This window comes from Ferrovibrio sp., from assembly GCF_029255545.1.
Classification (GTDB): domain Bacteria; phylum Pseudomonadota; class Alphaproteobacteria; order Ferrovibrionales; family Ferrovibrionaceae; genus Ferrovibrio.
The window spans coordinates 18,455-33,187 of sequence record NZ_JANLJJ010000017.1 but is presented as its reverse complement, the minus strand read 5'-3'; the positions used below and the strand labels follow the sequence as shown (position 1 = coordinate 33,187).

General features: G+C 60.4%; 18 protein-coding genes. 15 read left to right on the top strand and 3 right to left on the bottom strand.

Annotation, left to right across the window (positions count from 1 at the left end; genetic code table 11):
* Positions 1-6 precede the first annotated feature (6 nt).
* Genes Q1J79_RS02395 through Q1J79_RS02370 form a run of 6 tightly spaced genes read left to right on the top strand, consistent with a single transcriptional unit; the run spans position 7 to position 5,677 of the window.
* On the top strand, positions 7-1,392 hold the full coding sequence (locus Q1J79_RS02395) for a nitrous oxide reductase family maturation protein NosD (protein WP_300295991.1): 1,386 nt from the start codon (positions 7-9) through the stop codon (positions 1,390-1,392).
* Entirely contained in the window at positions 1,389-2,309 is a 921-nt protein-coding gene (locus tag Q1J79_RS02390) for an ABC transporter ATP-binding protein (protein WP_300295989.1), read from the top strand. Before Q1J79_RS02395 ends, Q1J79_RS02390 begins: the two co-directional genes overlap by 4 nt.
* Complete coding sequence (locus tag Q1J79_RS02385; RefSeq protein WP_300295986.1) at positions 2,306-3,136, top strand: ABC transporter permease subunit; 831 nt, start codon at positions 2,306-2,308, stop codon at positions 3,134-3,136. The genes Q1J79_RS02390 and Q1J79_RS02385 overlap by 4 nt, the downstream gene beginning before the upstream one ends.
* Positions 3,133-3,708 carry a nitrous oxide reductase accessory protein NosL gene (locus tag Q1J79_RS02380; protein ID WP_300295983.1) on the top strand — a complete coding sequence of 192 codons (576 nt, stop codon included), beginning with the start codon at positions 3,133-3,135 and terminating at the stop codon, positions 3,706-3,708. The genes Q1J79_RS02385 and Q1J79_RS02380 overlap by 4 nt, the downstream gene beginning before the upstream one ends.
* Positions 3,698-4,702, top strand: coding sequence for an FAD:protein FMN transferase (locus Q1J79_RS02375; protein ID WP_300295980.1), 1,005 nt, complete (start codon positions 3,698-3,700; stop codon positions 4,700-4,702). The genes Q1J79_RS02380 and Q1J79_RS02375 overlap by 11 nt, the downstream gene beginning before the upstream one ends.
* A 30-nt stretch (positions 4,703-4,732) precedes the next feature.
* Positions 4,733-5,677, top strand: a complete 945-nt coding sequence (locus tag Q1J79_RS02370; RefSeq protein ID WP_300295977.1) for a radical SAM/SPASM domain-containing protein — start codon at positions 4,733-4,735, stop codon at positions 5,675-5,677.
* Here the strand turns inward: Q1J79_RS02370 and Q1J79_RS02365 are convergent.
* Entirely contained in the window at positions 5,668-6,483 is an 816-nt protein-coding gene (locus Q1J79_RS02365; protein ID WP_300295974.1) for a cyclic nucleotide-binding domain-containing protein, read from the bottom strand. The two genes, Q1J79_RS02370 and Q1J79_RS02365, sit on opposite strands and share 10 nt — an antisense overlap.
* Positions 6,484-6,569: 86 nt before the next feature.
* On the opposite strand from Q1J79_RS02365, the gene ric reads away from it, so the two are divergent.
* The 4 genes from ric to Q1J79_RS02345 all read left to right on the top strand — a co-directional run bounded on the left by ric (position 6,570) and on the right by Q1J79_RS02345 (position 9,596).
* Positions 6,570-7,268: an iron-sulfur cluster repair di-iron protein gene (gene ric, locus Q1J79_RS02360; RefSeq protein ID WP_300295971.1), complete on the top strand. Its 699-nt coding sequence runs from the start codon at positions 6,570-6,572 to the stop codon at positions 7,266-7,268.
* 381 nt (positions 7,269-7,649) lie between these two features.
* Complete coding sequence (locus Q1J79_RS02355) at positions 7,650-8,333, top strand: hypothetical protein (protein WP_300295968.1); 684 nt, start codon at positions 7,650-7,652, stop codon at positions 8,331-8,333.
* 190 nt (positions 8,334-8,523) lie between these two features.
* Positions 8,524-8,757 (top strand): hypothetical protein, encoded by a 234-nt coding sequence (locus tag Q1J79_RS02350; RefSeq protein WP_300295965.1) that lies wholly within the window; start codon positions 8,524-8,526, stop codon positions 8,755-8,757.
* Between the two features lie 65 nt (positions 8,758-8,822).
* The gene (locus Q1J79_RS02345) at positions 8,823-9,596 is read left to right on the top strand and encodes a hypothetical protein (RefSeq protein ID WP_300295962.1); all 774 of its coding nucleotides are present in this window, start codon (positions 8,823-8,825) and stop codon (positions 9,594-9,596) included.
* A gap of 53 nt (positions 9,597-9,649) precedes the next feature.
* Here Q1J79_RS02345 and Q1J79_RS02340 read toward each other — a convergent pair whose 3' ends face one another.
* On the bottom strand, positions 9,650-10,321 hold the full coding sequence (locus tag Q1J79_RS02340; RefSeq protein ID WP_300295959.1) for a recombinase family protein: 672 nt from the start codon (positions 10,319-10,321) through the stop codon (positions 9,650-9,652).
* Between the two features lie 139 nt (positions 10,322-10,460).
* Between Q1J79_RS02340 and Q1J79_RS02335 the strand changes: the two genes are divergently transcribed.
* The 5 genes from Q1J79_RS02335 (at position 10,461) to Q1J79_RS02315 (ending at position 14,299) form a co-directional block, all read left to right on the top strand.
* Positions 10,461-10,688, top strand: a complete 228-nt coding sequence (locus tag Q1J79_RS02335; protein WP_300295957.1) for a hypothetical protein — start codon at positions 10,461-10,463, stop codon at positions 10,686-10,688.
* Positions 10,689-10,903: 215 nt separating this feature from the next.
* Positions 10,904-11,470: a hypothetical protein gene (locus tag Q1J79_RS02330; RefSeq protein ID WP_300295954.1), complete on the top strand. Its 567-nt coding sequence runs from the start codon at positions 10,904-10,906 to the stop codon at positions 11,468-11,470.
* Between the two features lie 21 nt (positions 11,471-11,491).
* The gene (locus Q1J79_RS02325) at positions 11,492-12,700 is read left to right on the top strand and encodes a hypothetical protein (protein WP_300295951.1); all 1,209 of its coding nucleotides are present in this window, start codon (positions 11,492-11,494) and stop codon (positions 12,698-12,700) included.
* 127 nt (positions 12,701-12,827) lie between these two features.
* Positions 12,828-12,986 (top strand): hypothetical protein, encoded by a 159-nt coding sequence (locus Q1J79_RS02320; protein WP_300295948.1) that lies wholly within the window; start codon positions 12,828-12,830, stop codon positions 12,984-12,986.
* Positions 12,987-13,297: 311 nt separating this feature from the next.
* Entirely contained in the window at positions 13,298-14,299 is a 1,002-nt protein-coding gene (locus Q1J79_RS02315; RefSeq protein ID WP_300295945.1) for a hypothetical protein, read from the top strand.
* 14 nt (positions 14,300-14,313) lie between these two features.
* Here Q1J79_RS02315 and Q1J79_RS02310 read toward each other — a convergent pair whose 3' ends face one another.
* On the bottom strand, positions 14,314-14,730 hold the full coding sequence (locus Q1J79_RS02310; protein WP_300295942.1) for a hypothetical protein: 417 nt from the start codon (positions 14,728-14,730) through the stop codon (positions 14,314-14,316).
* Positions 14,731-14,733: the final 3 nt, after the last annotated feature.

The following is a 14,733-nucleotide window of genomic DNA, read 5'->3' as shown; positions in this document are numbered from 1 at the left end:
GACGGGATGCGGGTGTTTTCCGTCATAGGCATGGGGCTGGCGGCGACCTTCGCCGCCGGCTCCGTCCTGTCCGTCCGGGCGACCGAACTGCGCGTGCCGCCGGGTACGGCCTTGCAGGCGGTGCTCGAGCGGGCGGCGGAAGGCGATGTGGTGATCCTGCCGGCCGGCGACTATCGCGGGCCGGTACGGATCGACCGCCGCCTGACCCTGCAGGGCGAGCCGGGAGCCACCGTGACCGGCCGGGGCCAGGGCAGCACCATCACGGTTCTGGCACCCGGCGCCGTGGTGCGTGGCCTTACGATACGCGGCTCGGGAACCAATCTCGAAACGCTCGATTCAGGGGTTTTTGTTGCCAAGACCGCCACCGGCGCGGTGGTGGAGGGCAACCGGGTCGAAGGCAACCTGTACGGCATCTATCTGCATGGCGCAGAAGATTCCGTAGCACGTGGCAATCTCATCACCGGCATCAGCGAAGGCCGGCGGAACGAAGCCGGCAACGGCATCTCGGTCTGGAATGCGCCTGGCGCACAGGTGCTGGATAACGCTATCAGCTTCGGGCGTGACGGCATTTTTGTTGCGGCGAGCAAGCGCAACCGGTTCAGCGGCAACCACTTCCGCGATCTGCGTTTCGCCATCCACTACATGTATACCAACGACAGCGAGATCAGCGGCAACGTCTCGACCGGCAACGCGGTTGGTTTCGCCGTGATGTATTCGCACCGTCTGGTCGTGGAGAGCAACGTCTCCAACGGTGACCGCGATCATGGCTTCCTGTTCAACTACGCCAACGGTTCGCGCATCACAGGCAATGCCGTCTATGGCCGCCTCCAGCCGGCCGAGCGCTGGCTGGGTGCCGGAAGCCGCAGCCAGGGTGGCGAGCATGGCGTGCCGGCCAGCGAACTGGCCTCGGGCAGCATCGCCGGCATGCGGCTTGGACCGGAGAAATGCGTCTTCATCTACAACGCCAACCAGAACCGGTTCCGCGACAACCGTTTCGAAGGCTGCGAGATCGGCATCCATTTCACCGCCGGTTCGGAAGGCAACGAGATGAGCGGCAATGCCTTCATCCGCAACCGCAACCAGGTGAAGTATGTCGGCACCCGTTATCTCGACTGGTCGAAGGGCGGGCGCGGCAACTACTGGAGCGACAATCCTGCCTTTGACCTGAACGGCGACGGCATCGGCGATGCCGCCTATCGCCCGAACGACCTGGTCGACAAGGTACTGTGGACGGCGCCGCAGGCCAAGCTGCTGGTCAACAGCCCGGCCGTGCAGGTGATCCGCTGGGCCCAGGCGCAGTTTCCTGCCCTGCTGCCGGGCGGCGTGGTTGACAGCGCACCGCTGATGACGCCGCCGGCGCAGGCCGCCAGGGCAGATCGGATAACAGAATGAACAACACCGTTGAAATCGACAATGTCAGCAAGCGCTACGGTCGCATTGAGGCGGTGCGCAGCGTTTCTTTCTCCCTGCCGGCGGGTGAAACCGTGGCCCTGGTCGGCCATAACGGTGCTGGCAAGACCACGTTGATCAAGCTGATGCTGGGCCTGATCCATCCCAGCGAAGGCATGGTGAAGATACTGGGTGAGCATCCGGCCGCCGGCGAATTCGCCGCCCGCCGCCGCCTGGGTTACCTGCCCGAAAATGTGTCGTTCAACGCAGCCCTCACCGGCCGCGAATTGCTGGCCTTCTACGCCCGCCTGAAAGGCGAAGCGCCGGCCCAGGCCATGGCGTTGCTGGACCGCGTCGGTCTGGCCGCTGCCGCCGGCCGGCGGGTCGGCACCTATTCCAAGGGCATGCGCCAGCGTCTCGGGCTGGCCCAGGCGCTGATCGGCGCGCCGGCTTTGCTGCTGCTTGATGAACCCACCACCGGCCTCGATCCGGCCCTGCGCCAGAGTTTCTACGAGATCGTGCAGGAGCTGCGCGATCGCGGCGCCACCGTGGTTCTGTCGTCGCATGCGCTGACCGAACTGGAAGAGCGTACCGACCGGGTTGTCATCATGAACCGCGGCCTGATGGTGGCCAACGGATCGCTCGATGCGTTGCGCCGTATCGCCCGGCTGCCGACGCGGATCCGGCTGCACCTGACCGGCGGCCGCCCGGCGCAGATGCCCGGCTGGCTCGAGAGTGCCGGCACCTGGCACCCGGTCAATGGCCATGTCATCGAACTCGATGCCCTGCCCGAGCAGAAGATGGACCTGCTGCGGCAGGCGATCCATGCCGATCACGCGCTTGAGGATATAGAGGTGGTGCCGCCCACGCTGGATGAGCTTTACGCTCATTTCCTGCGCAGCCAAGGGGATGCCCGATGAAAAGCCTGTGCATCATTGCGATCAAGGAAATCCAGGAAGGCCTGCGCAACCGCTGGGTTTTGGCCACTACGCTGCTGCTGCTGGCCCTGTCGCTGACCCTGAGCTTCCTCGGCAGCGCGCCGACCGGCAATGTCGGCGTGCGCGCGCTGGATGTGGTGATTGTCAGCCTGTCCAGCCTGTCGATCTTCCTGCTGCCGCTGATTGCCCTGCTGATCTCATATGATGCCATCGTCGGCGAAGTCGACCGCGGCACCATGCTGCTGCTGCTCAGCTATCCGGTGGCGCGCTGGCAAGTGCTGCTGGGCAAATTCTGCGGCCACCTCGCCATCCTGGCCTTTGCCACCATTCTCGGTTATGGCGCGACGGCAGCGGCCCTGGCGCTCACCGGTACGCCGATCGGGGCCGACAGCTGGATGGCCTTTGCCCAACTGATCGGATCTTCCATCCTGCTGGGCGCGGTATTCGTCGCCATCGGCTATCTGGTCAGTGCCCATGTGCAGGATCGCGGCACGGCGGGCGGTATTGCCATCGGCATCTGGCTGCTGCTGGTGCTGCTCTACGACATGGCGATCCTCGGCTTCCTGGTGGTCGATCAGGGCCGCACCCTGTCGGCCGACATGCTGAATGTCCTGCTGCTGCTCAATCCCACCGACACCTACCGGATGTTCAACCTGGCCGGCTCGGCCGGTGTCAGCAGCCTGTCCGGCATGGCCGGCATCGCCGAAGTCCAGACCCTGCAGCCGCCTGTACTGCTGGGCATGCTGGCAGTCTGGATTCTCCTGCCGCTGGCCGCCGCCACCACCATCTTCTCGCGGAGGGAATTATGAACCGCCTCGCCTGCACCATTGTCATCATGACCGCCGCATTGCTGGCCGGCTGCAGGGATGACGCCAGGACATCGGACCTGCCGCCGCCGCGCACCCTGACCGCCGAAGCCATCGGCAATTACTGCGGCATGAACGTGCTGGAGCATCCCGGTCCGAAGGGGCATATCCTGCTGGCCGGCTGGCCCGAGCCGGTCTGGTTCTCGTCGGCGCGCGATACCCTCGCCTATACCATGCTGCCGGAGGAGGCGAAGACTATCAGCGCCATCTACGTCTCCGACATGGCGCGGGCGGCAAGCTGGGACAATCCGGGCATCGAGAACTGGATCGAGGCGCGCCAGGCCAGCTTCGTGATCGGCAGCCGGATGCGCAGCGGCATGGGAGCCGACGAGGCCGTGCCTTTTGGCGACCGCGCCGCAGCCGAGCGTTTCGTGGCCGAGCATGGCGGCCGCATCGTCGGGTTTGCCGACGTGCCGCGCGACTACATTCTCGGTGGCGACAGCGACAGCAGCCATATGGATGGTGCCGGCACCCCGCAGCGGGTCGCCGAGGGACGGGCCGGCCATGCCCACTGATCGCAACCTCACCCGCCGGCGTTTCCTTGGCATCTCGGCCGCGGCTGCGGGTCTGGGCCTGCTGCCGCTGGCCGGACCGGCAAGGGCGGAAGCCGGGCTGGTCGAATGGCAGGGGATTGCGCTTGGCGCCAATGCCAGCATCCGGATTCACCACCATGATATCGCGGTGGCCGAACAGGCCCTGCGACTGGTGTTGCAGGATATGCGCCGGCTGGAATCAGTGCTCAGCCTCTACCGGCCGGATTCCGCGCTCAGCCTGTTGAACCGCCAGGGCAGCCTGGTTGCGCCCGCACCCGAACTGGTCGATCTGCTGCAGGCCAGCCGGCAGTATGCCGCGCTCACCGATGGCGCCTTCGATCCAACCATCCAGCCGCTCTGGGCGCTGTACAGCCGCCACTTCGCCCAGCCGCAGGCCGCGCAAGGCGGTCCGCCCGCTACCGATATTGCCGCCGCATTGCAGGCTGTTGGGCTGGACCATCTGCTGGTCAGCCGGGATCGTATCGCCTTCCGGCGACCCGGCATGGCGATCAGCCTGAACGGCATCGCGCAAGGCTATGTCACCGACCGGGTGGTCAAGCAACTGCACCGGCACGGCATCGCGCATACTTTGGTGGATATGGGCGAAAGTCGTGCGCTGGGACATCATCCCGATGGCCGACCATGGCGGGCCATGATCGCCGATCCGTTGGAGCCAGGCCGGGACGAGCTGATCGTTCCGCTGGCGGACGCGGCGCTCGCCACGTCCGGCGGTTATGGTTTCCGTTTCGATGCGGCAGGCCGTTTCCATCACATCTTCAATCCGCAAAGCGGATACTCGCCCCAGCGCTATCGCAGCGTCTCGGTGGTCATGCCAACCGCGATGGCAGCCGATGCGCTGTCCACCGCCTTTACCCTCATGGCTCCCGAAGCGATTGGCGGAGTCCTGCGCCGCCAGGGCGCCGGTCGCGCCCATTTGATCACTGCCGAAGGTCAGACCGTGACGATTTCAACCTGAGCCCCCGCAACCAGCCGAGAGAATCTCGCTATGACAATCACAGAACGTATCGACGCCATTACGCATATCGAACCTGCCCGCGCCGCGGCCTATGCGCCGGTTCCCCGCTCGGTCAAGATCGAGCTGACGGCGCGCTGCAATTTCAACTGCGCCTTTTGCGCCCGTGGCATGCGGCTGCGCGACCAGCGCGACATGGATCGCGGCACCTTCGAGCGGCTGCTGCACGAAATGCGCGCCGCTGGCGTTGAGGAAATCGGTCTGTTCTATCTGGGCGAATCCTTCATGATCCCGTGGCTGCACGAGGCGATTGCCTTCGCCAAGCAGGAATGCGGCTATCCTTATGTCTTCCTCACCACGAACGGATCGCTGGCGACGCCGGCGCGCGTGGAAGCCTGCATGAAGGCTGGGCTAGATTCGCTGAAATTCTCCTACAACTATGCCGATGTCGAGCAGTTCATCAGCGTTACCCGGGTCAAGGGCAGCTATTTCGACAAGATGAAGGAGCATATCATCGGCGCGCATCGCGTGCGCGAGGCTGGTGGTTATGCCTGCGGCCTCTATGCCTCGTATATCGAATACGACGGCGAACAGCGGGCACGCATGCACGCCGCGCTGGACGAAATCCGGCCCTATGTCGACGAGGTCTACGCCTTGCCGCTCTACAGCCAGGCCGATCTGGTCAGTGATGAAGAAACCGGGCGCGGCTGGTCGTCGGTGGCCGGCAACCGTGGGCGCGCCGCGGCGATGCGCGATCCGCTGCCCTGCTGGTCGATCTTCACCGAGGGGCATGTCACCTGGGATGGCAAGCTCTCGGCATGCTGTTTCGATCACGATGGCCGCTTCCATATGGGCGACCTGATGGAGGAGAGTTTCGAGGCTGCGTGGAATTCGCCGAAATTCCAGGCCCTGCGGCGCGCCCACCTGGCCCGCGACGTGCGCGGCACAGTGTGCGAAAGCTGCACGGCCTATGGCTGATCCAGCCTTTCAGGGCTGTCCGCGCGCTGGATGGGACGATAGAGGCGGCTGATCCGGTCGACGTCGTCGATGTGAATCACGCTGCCACTGGCGCGCACGCCATGCTGGCGCAATTGCTGCAGGCCGCGCGAGACGAATTCCGGACTTATGCCGAGCAGCGCGGCAATGGTCTTGCGATCATGCTCCAGCTTGAATGTCGCGGTTCCGTGCTCGACTGGGCTGCTCTGCACCAGGAAGCGCGCCAGCCGCTCCACGCCGCTGTGCAGCTTCAGGCCTCGAACGTGATCGACCAGGAGGCGCCAGTGCTCCGCCTGGATGGCAAGAACGGCAAGCGCAAGGGCATGTTCCGTCTGCAGCGCCTGGCGGAAGCGTTCGGCGGGAATAGCCAGGATCCGAGAGGATGCAGCGGCCCTGGCGGTGACCAGATACGGCATCTGCAGGATGGCGGCAGCGGCCACAAGAACGTCGCCCGTCTCGAAAGCGGCGATCACCGTGCTGTCGGCATCCTCGCATTCGGCCAGCAGCAATACGCGTCCGGCCAGGACAAGATGAACATGCTCCGCATCGGCATCCTGCTGGGCCAGGATGGCGCCCTTCTGGCAGGTCCGCACGACGCAGTCACGCGTCAGCCTCGCCACGGCTTCCGCGTCGACGCCATGGAAAAGGGGAAATTCCAGTAAGTCTATCCCGGTCAGAGGCATGCGAAGGACTTTCGCTTGTATGATGCCTGATATTTGCATGTGCAGGTTAACAGCAATGCTCCGGAAACCGGAACACAACAATCCGTCTGATTTGCTCTGGCGCAAAGATGGCATGACCGTCCCGCATATTCTCGCGGCATCATCATGGGCAGGCCGCTGACGGGCCGCAGAATTGTCCAGCGAGGGTGACCATGCAGGATTTCTTACCTGGCCCGGCATCGTTTTCGTCCAGGACTCTGGCCGAAATTGTACGTTCGTTTCCCTCTGCCGCAGCCGTTCTCCGATCGCACCGGATCGATTTCTGCTGCAGGGGCGATCTCACGCTGTCAGAGGCCGCGCGGCATTCAAATCTGATACTGCCGCAGATCGAGACGGAACTCGCCGCAATAGCACAGCCTGCGTCGCGCCAGATGCCGACCATGACGCGGGACCTGATCGATCACATCACCGAGCGCTATCACGAAACGCACCGGCGGGAGTTGCCCGGGCTGATCGATCTGGCGCTGAAGATTGAAGCGGTCCACGGTGGACACCAGGCCCTGCCGGCAGGGCTCTCAAGGCTGCTTCAGACGATGCGCCTGGAGCTGGAGATGCATATGTGCAAGGAAGAGCATATCGTGTTTGCCCTGATCAAGGAGGGTGAAGGTCCGCTGATCGGGAGCACGATTGAGATGATGATGCTCGATCACGAGAGCCATGGCGCCATGTTGCGCCAGTTGGAAACCCTCACTGCGGGGTGCATGCCCCCTGCCGATGCATGCCGGAGCTGGCACGCATTATACGCAGGGCTGCGCAAGTTGATCGACGATCTGGTCGACCATATCCACCTGGAGAACAACATCCTATTCCCCAGGTTTCTGAACAGAGGGCTGGAAGCGGCGTCGCGCTGAGCGATCGGCGCCGGACCTCGTTTAAGGTTATCGCTTTTCTCGCAATAGTTTGTTGAGTCTCAACAAACGTGAGAACTGACAGCGGAAAAAACCAATTTGTCAGAGAGAAGATTGGCTGGGGGACTAGGATTCCCAGCAAAAACTCTATTTCATAAATAAGATCAAATACTTATTAAGCGGCAATTTCTCCGTGTGTACCGCCCTTGTGGACTGCCGCTGATGATGAGTCCTTGACCGGCATTTCGTCAATAGCATTGCTCAATTGAGCAATTTCAGCGTTCCTACGGGCGGAAATTTGGCCAAATACAGCCAAACTTGACAAGTGTCATGTTATAACGTTTCATTTGTCAATAGCTAATTTCATCAAGGCAGGCACTTTCCATGATCTACGTCGCTTCGCGGGCAGTCCATAACCAGATCAGACAGCATCATCTTGACGTGCCGTTCTGTGCTGGCATCGCTCTCGCTCCGGCTCCTTCCAACATGGTCGGCGTATTCTCCGGCATCGATAGCGATGCGGAACGGCTCACTGCCGCAGAAGCCGCCAAGCGCCTTGTCGCTGTCGTTCAGCAGGCAATCTCATGCCGCGTCGAGGTTCTGACCACGCTTTCCGACGCGCAGGCTGTCGGCGATACCTACACCGACGATCTACGGAAGCTGGCAAAGAAGGGAGCGGCTTCATTCGAGATTGCCGCTCAAGCCCGTGTCTACGGCGCCGACCTAGCAGCCTCGCTCGCCTTCGATACAAGCTGTCGGGAGATCGACCACGCGAACTTTCTCTCACAGAATCTCGGGCTGATCGCCTTCGACGCCAGCGAGATCAAGGCCAAGCTGTCTGATCTTGCCGATATCGAGGCAGCTATCGAGGCGAAGCGGGCCAGCATCCGCGCCCAGGCGGCAAAGATTTCTGCCATCGCGGCCGAGGCTGCTGCTGCCAGCACCCCGGACCACAGGCCGGCCATCGCCCCCAGCGTCATGGCCGAGATCATCGAATTACGGGCCGCCACTGCCGCCATTCTCGGCCAGATCGATGCAATCGCCGGCCATATCAAGGCGGTGGCGTGATGGATGAGCGGACAGTGACTACTCTCGCCATGTCACCAGAGCACGTTGCGCTCGCGGAACACGTTAAGGGCAACATCGACCGGCTCGGAGATATGACCAATGACGAACGCGCAGCGTTCTTGATCTCCATAACCGACCTTGTTTACCACGAATTGCGCTTCTCCCAGACGATGAAAAGGACCAAGGCTTGATGTCTACCGAACGTCAGGAACTCGAAGAACGCTATATCCGTCTGGTTGATGGCGATGAGAATGTCGATTTCAACGAAGCCGACTACAAGCGTCTCATGCAGCTCCGGCAGGAACATACGGACGCTCGAAAAGCCATCCTCGCCGAAGCCGCAGCCGAGCAGCAGCGTTCCCTGCTTCGTGGTGCTGCGCGTATCCGCGCCGGCCTCGACCAGCGCAAGGCGGCGAATGTCTGATGCTTTGCGGACGGGTTGACCTCACCCCCGAAGATATTGCTGGGGTGGAAGCCGGGACTGTGACGATGTCAGAGATCGCCGCCCGCTGCGGCGTCACTCGGGCGGCCGTGTCCCGCGTTCTAAAGGCACGGGGTATCAAGCATGACCTGAAACCCGGAACCAGCGTCCGGGCGGTGCGCGCGGAAAGCGACCGCCTGTTCGCCAAGCTGATGGCGACCGAGAACGAGGAAGAACGGCAGCGCCTTATCCTGAATTTCCGGGCTGCCACCTTTATCAACCTGATGGACGAAGCGTCCCGCATCGCTGCCGCTGGCGGCCTGGCCCCCAAAAGCCTCCGCGACCTCACCGCAGCGGTAGCCGATCTTGAAGATCGGATGGTAGCGATTGGGTTGATTCCGGGGCAGGCCAACGAGCCTGAGAAGCTCTCGACCATGCACATTCGGGTGATGACGGACGAGGAAGCGGCCGAGATGAGGCAGTCGGTCGAGGCGGATCACTCTGCCGCGTTTGATGACGGCGATGCGACCGAAGAGGAAAAGACGGACACCTCTACCCCGACCTCAGACAAACTGGGGGCGGCTGTCAGTGAGGCCGCGACACAGCGCGAGGCCGCAAAGAGCGCCATTGTCGCCGAGGCCGTCGCTCGGCAGTTGGGAGTAGCGAGGGGTAACCTTGATAAAATCCATACCGCGCAAGGGATGGCCGGCCTTCGTGCACTCGCCTTGCGGATCGGTATCAAGGCAGGCTTGCCCCGGAAGGATGCAGAAAAGGTCAAAGCCATGATCCTCGACAAGTGCCGGGAACAGCCGGACCTCATATCGAGCAAGATAGCCGCATAACGAAAAAGGGCCGCCCTAGCAGGCGGCCCTTCGATTTTAGGAATAGCCGGGGGTCAGGCTGCCACTCGGTCCAGAACCCGCTTCACCTGCACAGCTTGCCATCTGCCGCCCCGAGTGGTCGGGATGCCTTGTTCATTCAGGGCTTCGGCAATGGCCCTCAGGGACGACAGGCCCGTGGCCCGCAGTCGGGCGATCTCTTGAGCATAATCGGCCGCCCTCGCCTTCGCCCTCTCCTGTAATGCTGCCGTCGCCTGCTGCTGGCCCGCACCGGGGACTAGGTGATGCTTGGCCTTCCGGTCCCACTGCCCGTCACGGGCCACCTTGGCAGCGAGAGCGGCCTTGGTACGGGCGCTGATCCTCTCCGCTTCATCCTCTGCCACGGCCGCAATGATATTGATTGTCAGCTTATTGGCGTCCGGCATGTCGCAGGCGATGAAATCCACCCCACTGTCCCGGAGGCTGACGAGGAACCCCACGTTACGGGTCAGGCGGTCCAGCTTGGCAATTACCAGCTTGGCCTTGTGCAGCCGGCAGGCCGCCAACGCCTCGGTCAGCTTGGGGCGGCTGCTTTTACGGCCGCTCTCGACCTCGGTGAACTCAGCGATGGGAGGCCAGCCCCGGTCAGCGAGGTACTGCCTGACCGCTTCCCGCTGCGCCTCCAAACCCAGCCCGCTCCGGCCCTGCCGGTCGGTCGAAACTCGGTAGTACGCCACGAACTTGGTCATATTACATTCCTTCGCTACGTCCGTTGCGATGAAATGTAACAGCCTCCCGGCCTGCTGCCAAGAGGTTTTCTTCGCCATTTTCAGTCGGGCGACGCGCGGTTGCCGTCTTAGGATTGCCGGCAATCAAAGGGAGGCAGCTATGGCCAGCCTGAACACTGAAACCAAGCACGACCGAGGGTTTGAGATCACATGGCTTAACCCGCCACTTATGAGCCATGAGTGGTCAGCCAATGTGGCATCTAACGACCCCGCCCTTATGAGGCTGGTTCAACTATCGCCTAGCAATGGGATCATCGCCGGCCCGACCCGCGATGCCATGCTCATCAACGTCAAGCTCTACATAGACGGGCTGCTGACCAAGGGCTAAGCGGTCGCTTAGCATGAAGCAAGATTGATTCGCACATCCGAAATGCGACGCAATAAAAAAACGAAGGTCTAGATGAAATCGAGGCCCATCAATATTTCGCGAGGCCCCAAAAACTTGTCAACATTGTCAACTCAACAGAACTGGAGTGCCATCTCAGTCTTGGAGGAAGGCACACTTTTATTAAACAAAGAACACGCACGGCAAAAAGGTGATCAATGACCAAAGAAGCCAATGTGTTGCTTGCCGGAGAAACGCGGCGCCAATCGTACCCACTACTGGATCACACCGACCTCGCGCAGTTTGACTGGATTATCTGGAACTCCATCAATGATCATCCTGACGGGCAAGCCGCGCGCAAGGTGATGGCATCGCTTTCCAACAGCAATAAGATTGTGCCGCTGAAAAACACAAAAGAGGCTCGGGACTATCAAGCAAAAGCATCAAAGCTGCAGCGCTGGGTCGCTGCGGGTGGAACCTTGCTTTTTCCACTAAACTTCTCAATTCAGAACAACGAAGACGAGCTGCGAGAACTTGTCTATTCGACCTGGCCACTAACTGATCTGACTATAGAACCGAATGTTGGGTCTGATCTTGAGCCTGACAATTCCGTCGCTGAGCCAATGCCAACGGCAGCGGAATTTAATGTTGCAATCCGAGGGCCTCACATAGCCCCCGTCCTTTGGGCTACTCAGAAGGTAAAATATGGCCAGCGCAAGATCGTTGCTGGTGCATTTAGGCACGGAAGTGGACTAGTTGTGATCGGTCCCAGCTACCAGCCATGAGTAGTATCCTCGATTAAGACCGTGGTAGCCCCTGCTGTTGCACTCGATTTTCTCACAAGAGTTCAGAGTGCAGATAAGACAGATCGAACAATCCCAGATTTTCTGATTGGTTTAAAATCGTCAAAATTAAAAAGTGAAGCTGGAGCGCTAGTCGAGAAATGGCTGAGCGAGAGAAAATTCCTGTGGCAACTTGCAATTTACGAGCAATCATCAAGCCCAATCGACACAGGCCACTTAAAGATTTACACCGATGCTGCGCTTGATAACAAAGATGAAATGCTAGCAGTTCTAGTTTTTGGAATTGCTTTCGAAGCAAGTGCTGATTTCGTTTCATACTTGGAAGCCAACGTCTTCATTCCATGCTTGGATTTCTTCATCGATATTCACAGCGGAAAATGGGTCAATGCCGTCTGGTATAGAAAGCGGAATTGGATACTCCCTCACCTTTCTGAGACAGTTGCCGAGAGAATGGCCTCGACTCTGATCTACAGCTCAAAAGTCGATATCCACGAGGAGTGGGTACTTGCGGGACTAACTGAAAGGTACCCAGAAATCGTTCTAAAACTGTTTTCAGACCGTATTGAACTATCGGATAAAAAGGACATTGCGCCAGAGAATTTTGAGCCGGTTCCCTATGAATTTCACAATCTAAAGGATGCTTTCGCCCCACACTTTGATTTGGTAGCGGAAGCTGCACGACTAATCCATCGCGGGTCCGGGTGGCACCAGAAGGAATATTCCGCGCGCCTACTACACAACGCTTTCCCAGAATTCCCGGACGCGCTGTCTGAATACTCAAAGCGGATCATTGCCGGAGGGGAAGTTAGCGACCTCAAGTTTGTCGTTAAAGTTCTCCGTGAGTATGAAGGCGACGCTCGGATGGATGATGTTTGTCGTGACTTAGTTGAGGCTATTCCTGAAGAGGATGAGATTCTTACCGAGATTCGAATTGCAATTGAGAGCAGTGGCGTTGTCTCGGGCGAATTCGGTTTCGTGGAAGTATATCAAGATCGCCGGCAGCGGATGGAAGCTTGGTTGACTGATCCGAGAGCTAAGGTCCGTGGCTTTGCTGAACGCTTTATCGTCGAGCTAGATAACGCGATAGCCGCAGAGCAGAAGCGCGCAGAGGACGGCATCGAAGCGATGAAGCACACATATGGGGACGACGACACGCCGGAAGAGACGACAAGCGATACCGCCGATCCTTCCGACCAATCAAACCCGCCATAGGTGCCCGCTTATGAACACACTCAATAGGCCAGCAGCATGATAAGCGATGACCTATAAGACATTGATATAATTGATTTTTTAAAGAATCTGAGTATAAGTGTTCGCCTGACAACACAGGAGGCCAACAATGACTCAAGTACAGATTTCCATCACCGACACCCGTTTCGACGGCATGGGCATGAGCGAGGCTGACATTCGGGAGGCCATCGCTGAGATGATCCGCACCGACAGCTACCCGCTCACCGACAAGCACATTGCACTGTCTGTCGAGGTGAAGGCTGACTAAGCGAATACCAAGTCCAAGACGGCAGGACGGCGGCTCCCAACGGGCCGCCGTTCGGCGTTTGAGGGGGCGTTTTTGACTCAATCCTGGATCAGCCGTATGATTACCGCCAAGCGGCCGAGCGACTGTGCTGCTCCCTGAAAATCGACGAGTCCAAAAGCGCCCTTGTGGCGTCATGGCCTCAGAATGAAAAAGCCCCGGCAATCGGTGCGACTGCAATCGCATTGATCCGACATACCGGGGCATGGAGCGAGTAGATGATAACAGACGCCCTTGCCCGTCGCAAATCGGTGCCCTCTGAGGAGGCTCCGAACTTGCATCCGAACGTTCAAGCTTCCCGCCGGCAGCGTTCCAAGATGCTGCTAGAACTCGAAAATCAGACCACTAACACCCTCCCCACAGTCTCCTCGGATAGACGTAAGAAGCCCCTTCTCTCTGCTAACGATAACAACGCAAAGCAGATTGAGAACACTTCGGTTCTGTTGGGATATGCAAAGCTCTACGTTGAAGATTGGAAGCCGAAAAAGCGTTTTTCAAACTTCGACGACGCAACAAAGCTGGGCCTGTTTGGCCTGTCAGCCGCCCTTGGCGGCAAGCAGCCGAATACGGCCATGAGCATCAACTTAGCCTCCGGGGAAACCCCTCGACAGTTCCTCGACAAGCTCAATCAGGCGATCCGCCGGGCCGGCGGCGACACTCTCTCGTTTGTCGGACTGGCAGCTACGCTGCCGCACCGTCATCTGCATATTGCCGCCCATCTCCCGAGGCGCAGCAAGGCAATGAAGGCCGTCCATGACTTCCTCTGCCGGCGTGAAGATTGCGGGCCGTGGGAGCTTTGGCGGCGGGGCCGCCGCGACGAACCTGAGAAGCCCGTCTACCTGCACGCCATCACTGACGCCCCGCGCGGCTACACTGGCCTTGCCGGCTTCATCGCGTACCTCCAGCACCATTTCGCAGACGCCGAGGCGACAGGAATCCCCGGCCAGTTCCCCATCGAACTGCTCGCCAGCAGCGATGTCCGTGACCTAGCCCGCGAGCTTGGTCGCTACCTGCCGGCCGACATCGTCAAGGCGCTCGAGGCTTCCGGTGCCGATTGGGCGCGTCAGTTGGAAGCCGATGCCCCGGTTCTGATCTGGGTGGTCCAGCAGCGAAACCCGCGTTGGTCGGGCCAGGACGCGATCCGCCGGGTGATGGAGGGGTATATCTGCTTAAAGATGGGCCTGCCGCTGCCGATTTCTGACTCGCCCAGCGCCTGCGGCGACCCGTCCGCAGGGGGTGTAGCTGCCGGAGGCAGAAACGACTCTACGGGCTTCTAATGGCGTTTTTGAATCTACCGACCGTATTTCGGCAGTGCCGGGGTCCGAGGATCGCCCTTCGGCCATGCCTCCCGCCGGTAGTTCGAGGACTTCGGATCGTAGATCGAGCCGGGCAGGATCAGCCGGTCGGGCTGGCGGTCAAACCTGTAGCTGCCGCCCTGCTCGGGCCGGGCCACCCCTCTCAGGATGCCATCCTCGTATACCCGGATATTGCCCGGCGTGCCGGGCTGACGCTCAAGCCTGAGATCACCAGCGATGCCGGGAGAGGCACTGACCAGCAAGACCAGCACCGCCCCGCCGACTGCCAGTCGGATGAGTCGCCACAGCAGGACGGCCGGCAAGGTGACGGCGCCGATCAGGAACCGGGCCAGTGCCGCACCCCACCCAAAGAAACCAAGGACGGCAAGGATCACGAAAGCGGCGATCAGCATGGC

Excerpts from the sequence above, each read along its gene's own strand:
- Q1J79_RS02395 (WP_300295991.1), top strand. The coding sequence starts at position 7 with ATGCGGGTGTTTTCCGTCATAGGCATGGGGCTGGCGGCGACCTTCGCC.
- Q1J79_RS02390 (WP_300295989.1), top strand. The coding sequence starts at position 1,389 with ATGAACAACACCGTTGAAATCGACAATGTCAGCAAGCGCTACGGTCGC.
- Q1J79_RS02385 (WP_300295986.1), top strand. The coding sequence starts at position 2,306 with ATGAAAAGCCTGTGCATCATTGCGATCAAGGAAATCCAGGAAGGCCTG.
- Q1J79_RS02380 (WP_300295983.1), top strand. The coding sequence starts at position 3,133 with ATGAACCGCCTCGCCTGCACCATTGTCATCATGACCGCCGCATTGCTG.
- Q1J79_RS02375 (WP_300295980.1), top strand. The coding sequence starts at position 3,698 with ATGCCCACTGATCGCAACCTCACCCGCCGGCGTTTCCTTGGCATCTCG.
- Q1J79_RS02370 (WP_300295977.1), top strand. The coding sequence starts at position 4,733 with ATGACAATCACAGAACGTATCGACGCCATTACGCATATCGAACCTGCC.
- ric (WP_300295971.1), top strand. The coding sequence starts at position 6,570 with ATGCAGGATTTCTTACCTGGCCCGGCATCGTTTTCGTCCAGGACTCTG.
- Q1J79_RS02355 (WP_300295968.1), top strand. The coding sequence starts at position 7,650 with ATGATCTACGTCGCTTCGCGGGCAGTCCATAACCAGATCAGACAGCAT.
- Q1J79_RS02350 (WP_300295965.1), top strand. The coding sequence starts at position 8,524 with ATGTCTACCGAACGTCAGGAACTCGAAGAACGCTATATCCGTCTGGTT.
- Q1J79_RS02345 (WP_300295962.1), top strand. The coding sequence starts at position 8,823 with ATGTCAGAGATCGCCGCCCGCTGCGGCGTCACTCGGGCGGCCGTGTCC.
- Q1J79_RS02340 (WP_300295959.1), bottom strand. The coding sequence starts at position 10,321 with ATGACCAAGTTCGTGGCGTACTACCGAGTTTCGACCGACCGGCAGGGC.
- Q1J79_RS02335 (WP_300295957.1), top strand. The coding sequence starts at position 10,461 with ATGGCCAGCCTGAACACTGAAACCAAGCACGACCGAGGGTTTGAGATC.
- Q1J79_RS02330 (WP_300295954.1), top strand. The coding sequence starts at position 10,904 with ATGACCAAAGAAGCCAATGTGTTGCTTGCCGGAGAAACGCGGCGCCAA.
- Q1J79_RS02320 (WP_300295948.1), top strand. The coding sequence starts at position 12,828 with ATGACTCAAGTACAGATTTCCATCACCGACACCCGTTTCGACGGCATG.
- Q1J79_RS02310 (WP_300295942.1), bottom strand. The coding sequence starts at position 14,730 with ATGCTGATCGCCGCTTTCGTGATCCTTGCCGTCCTTGGTTTCTTTGGG.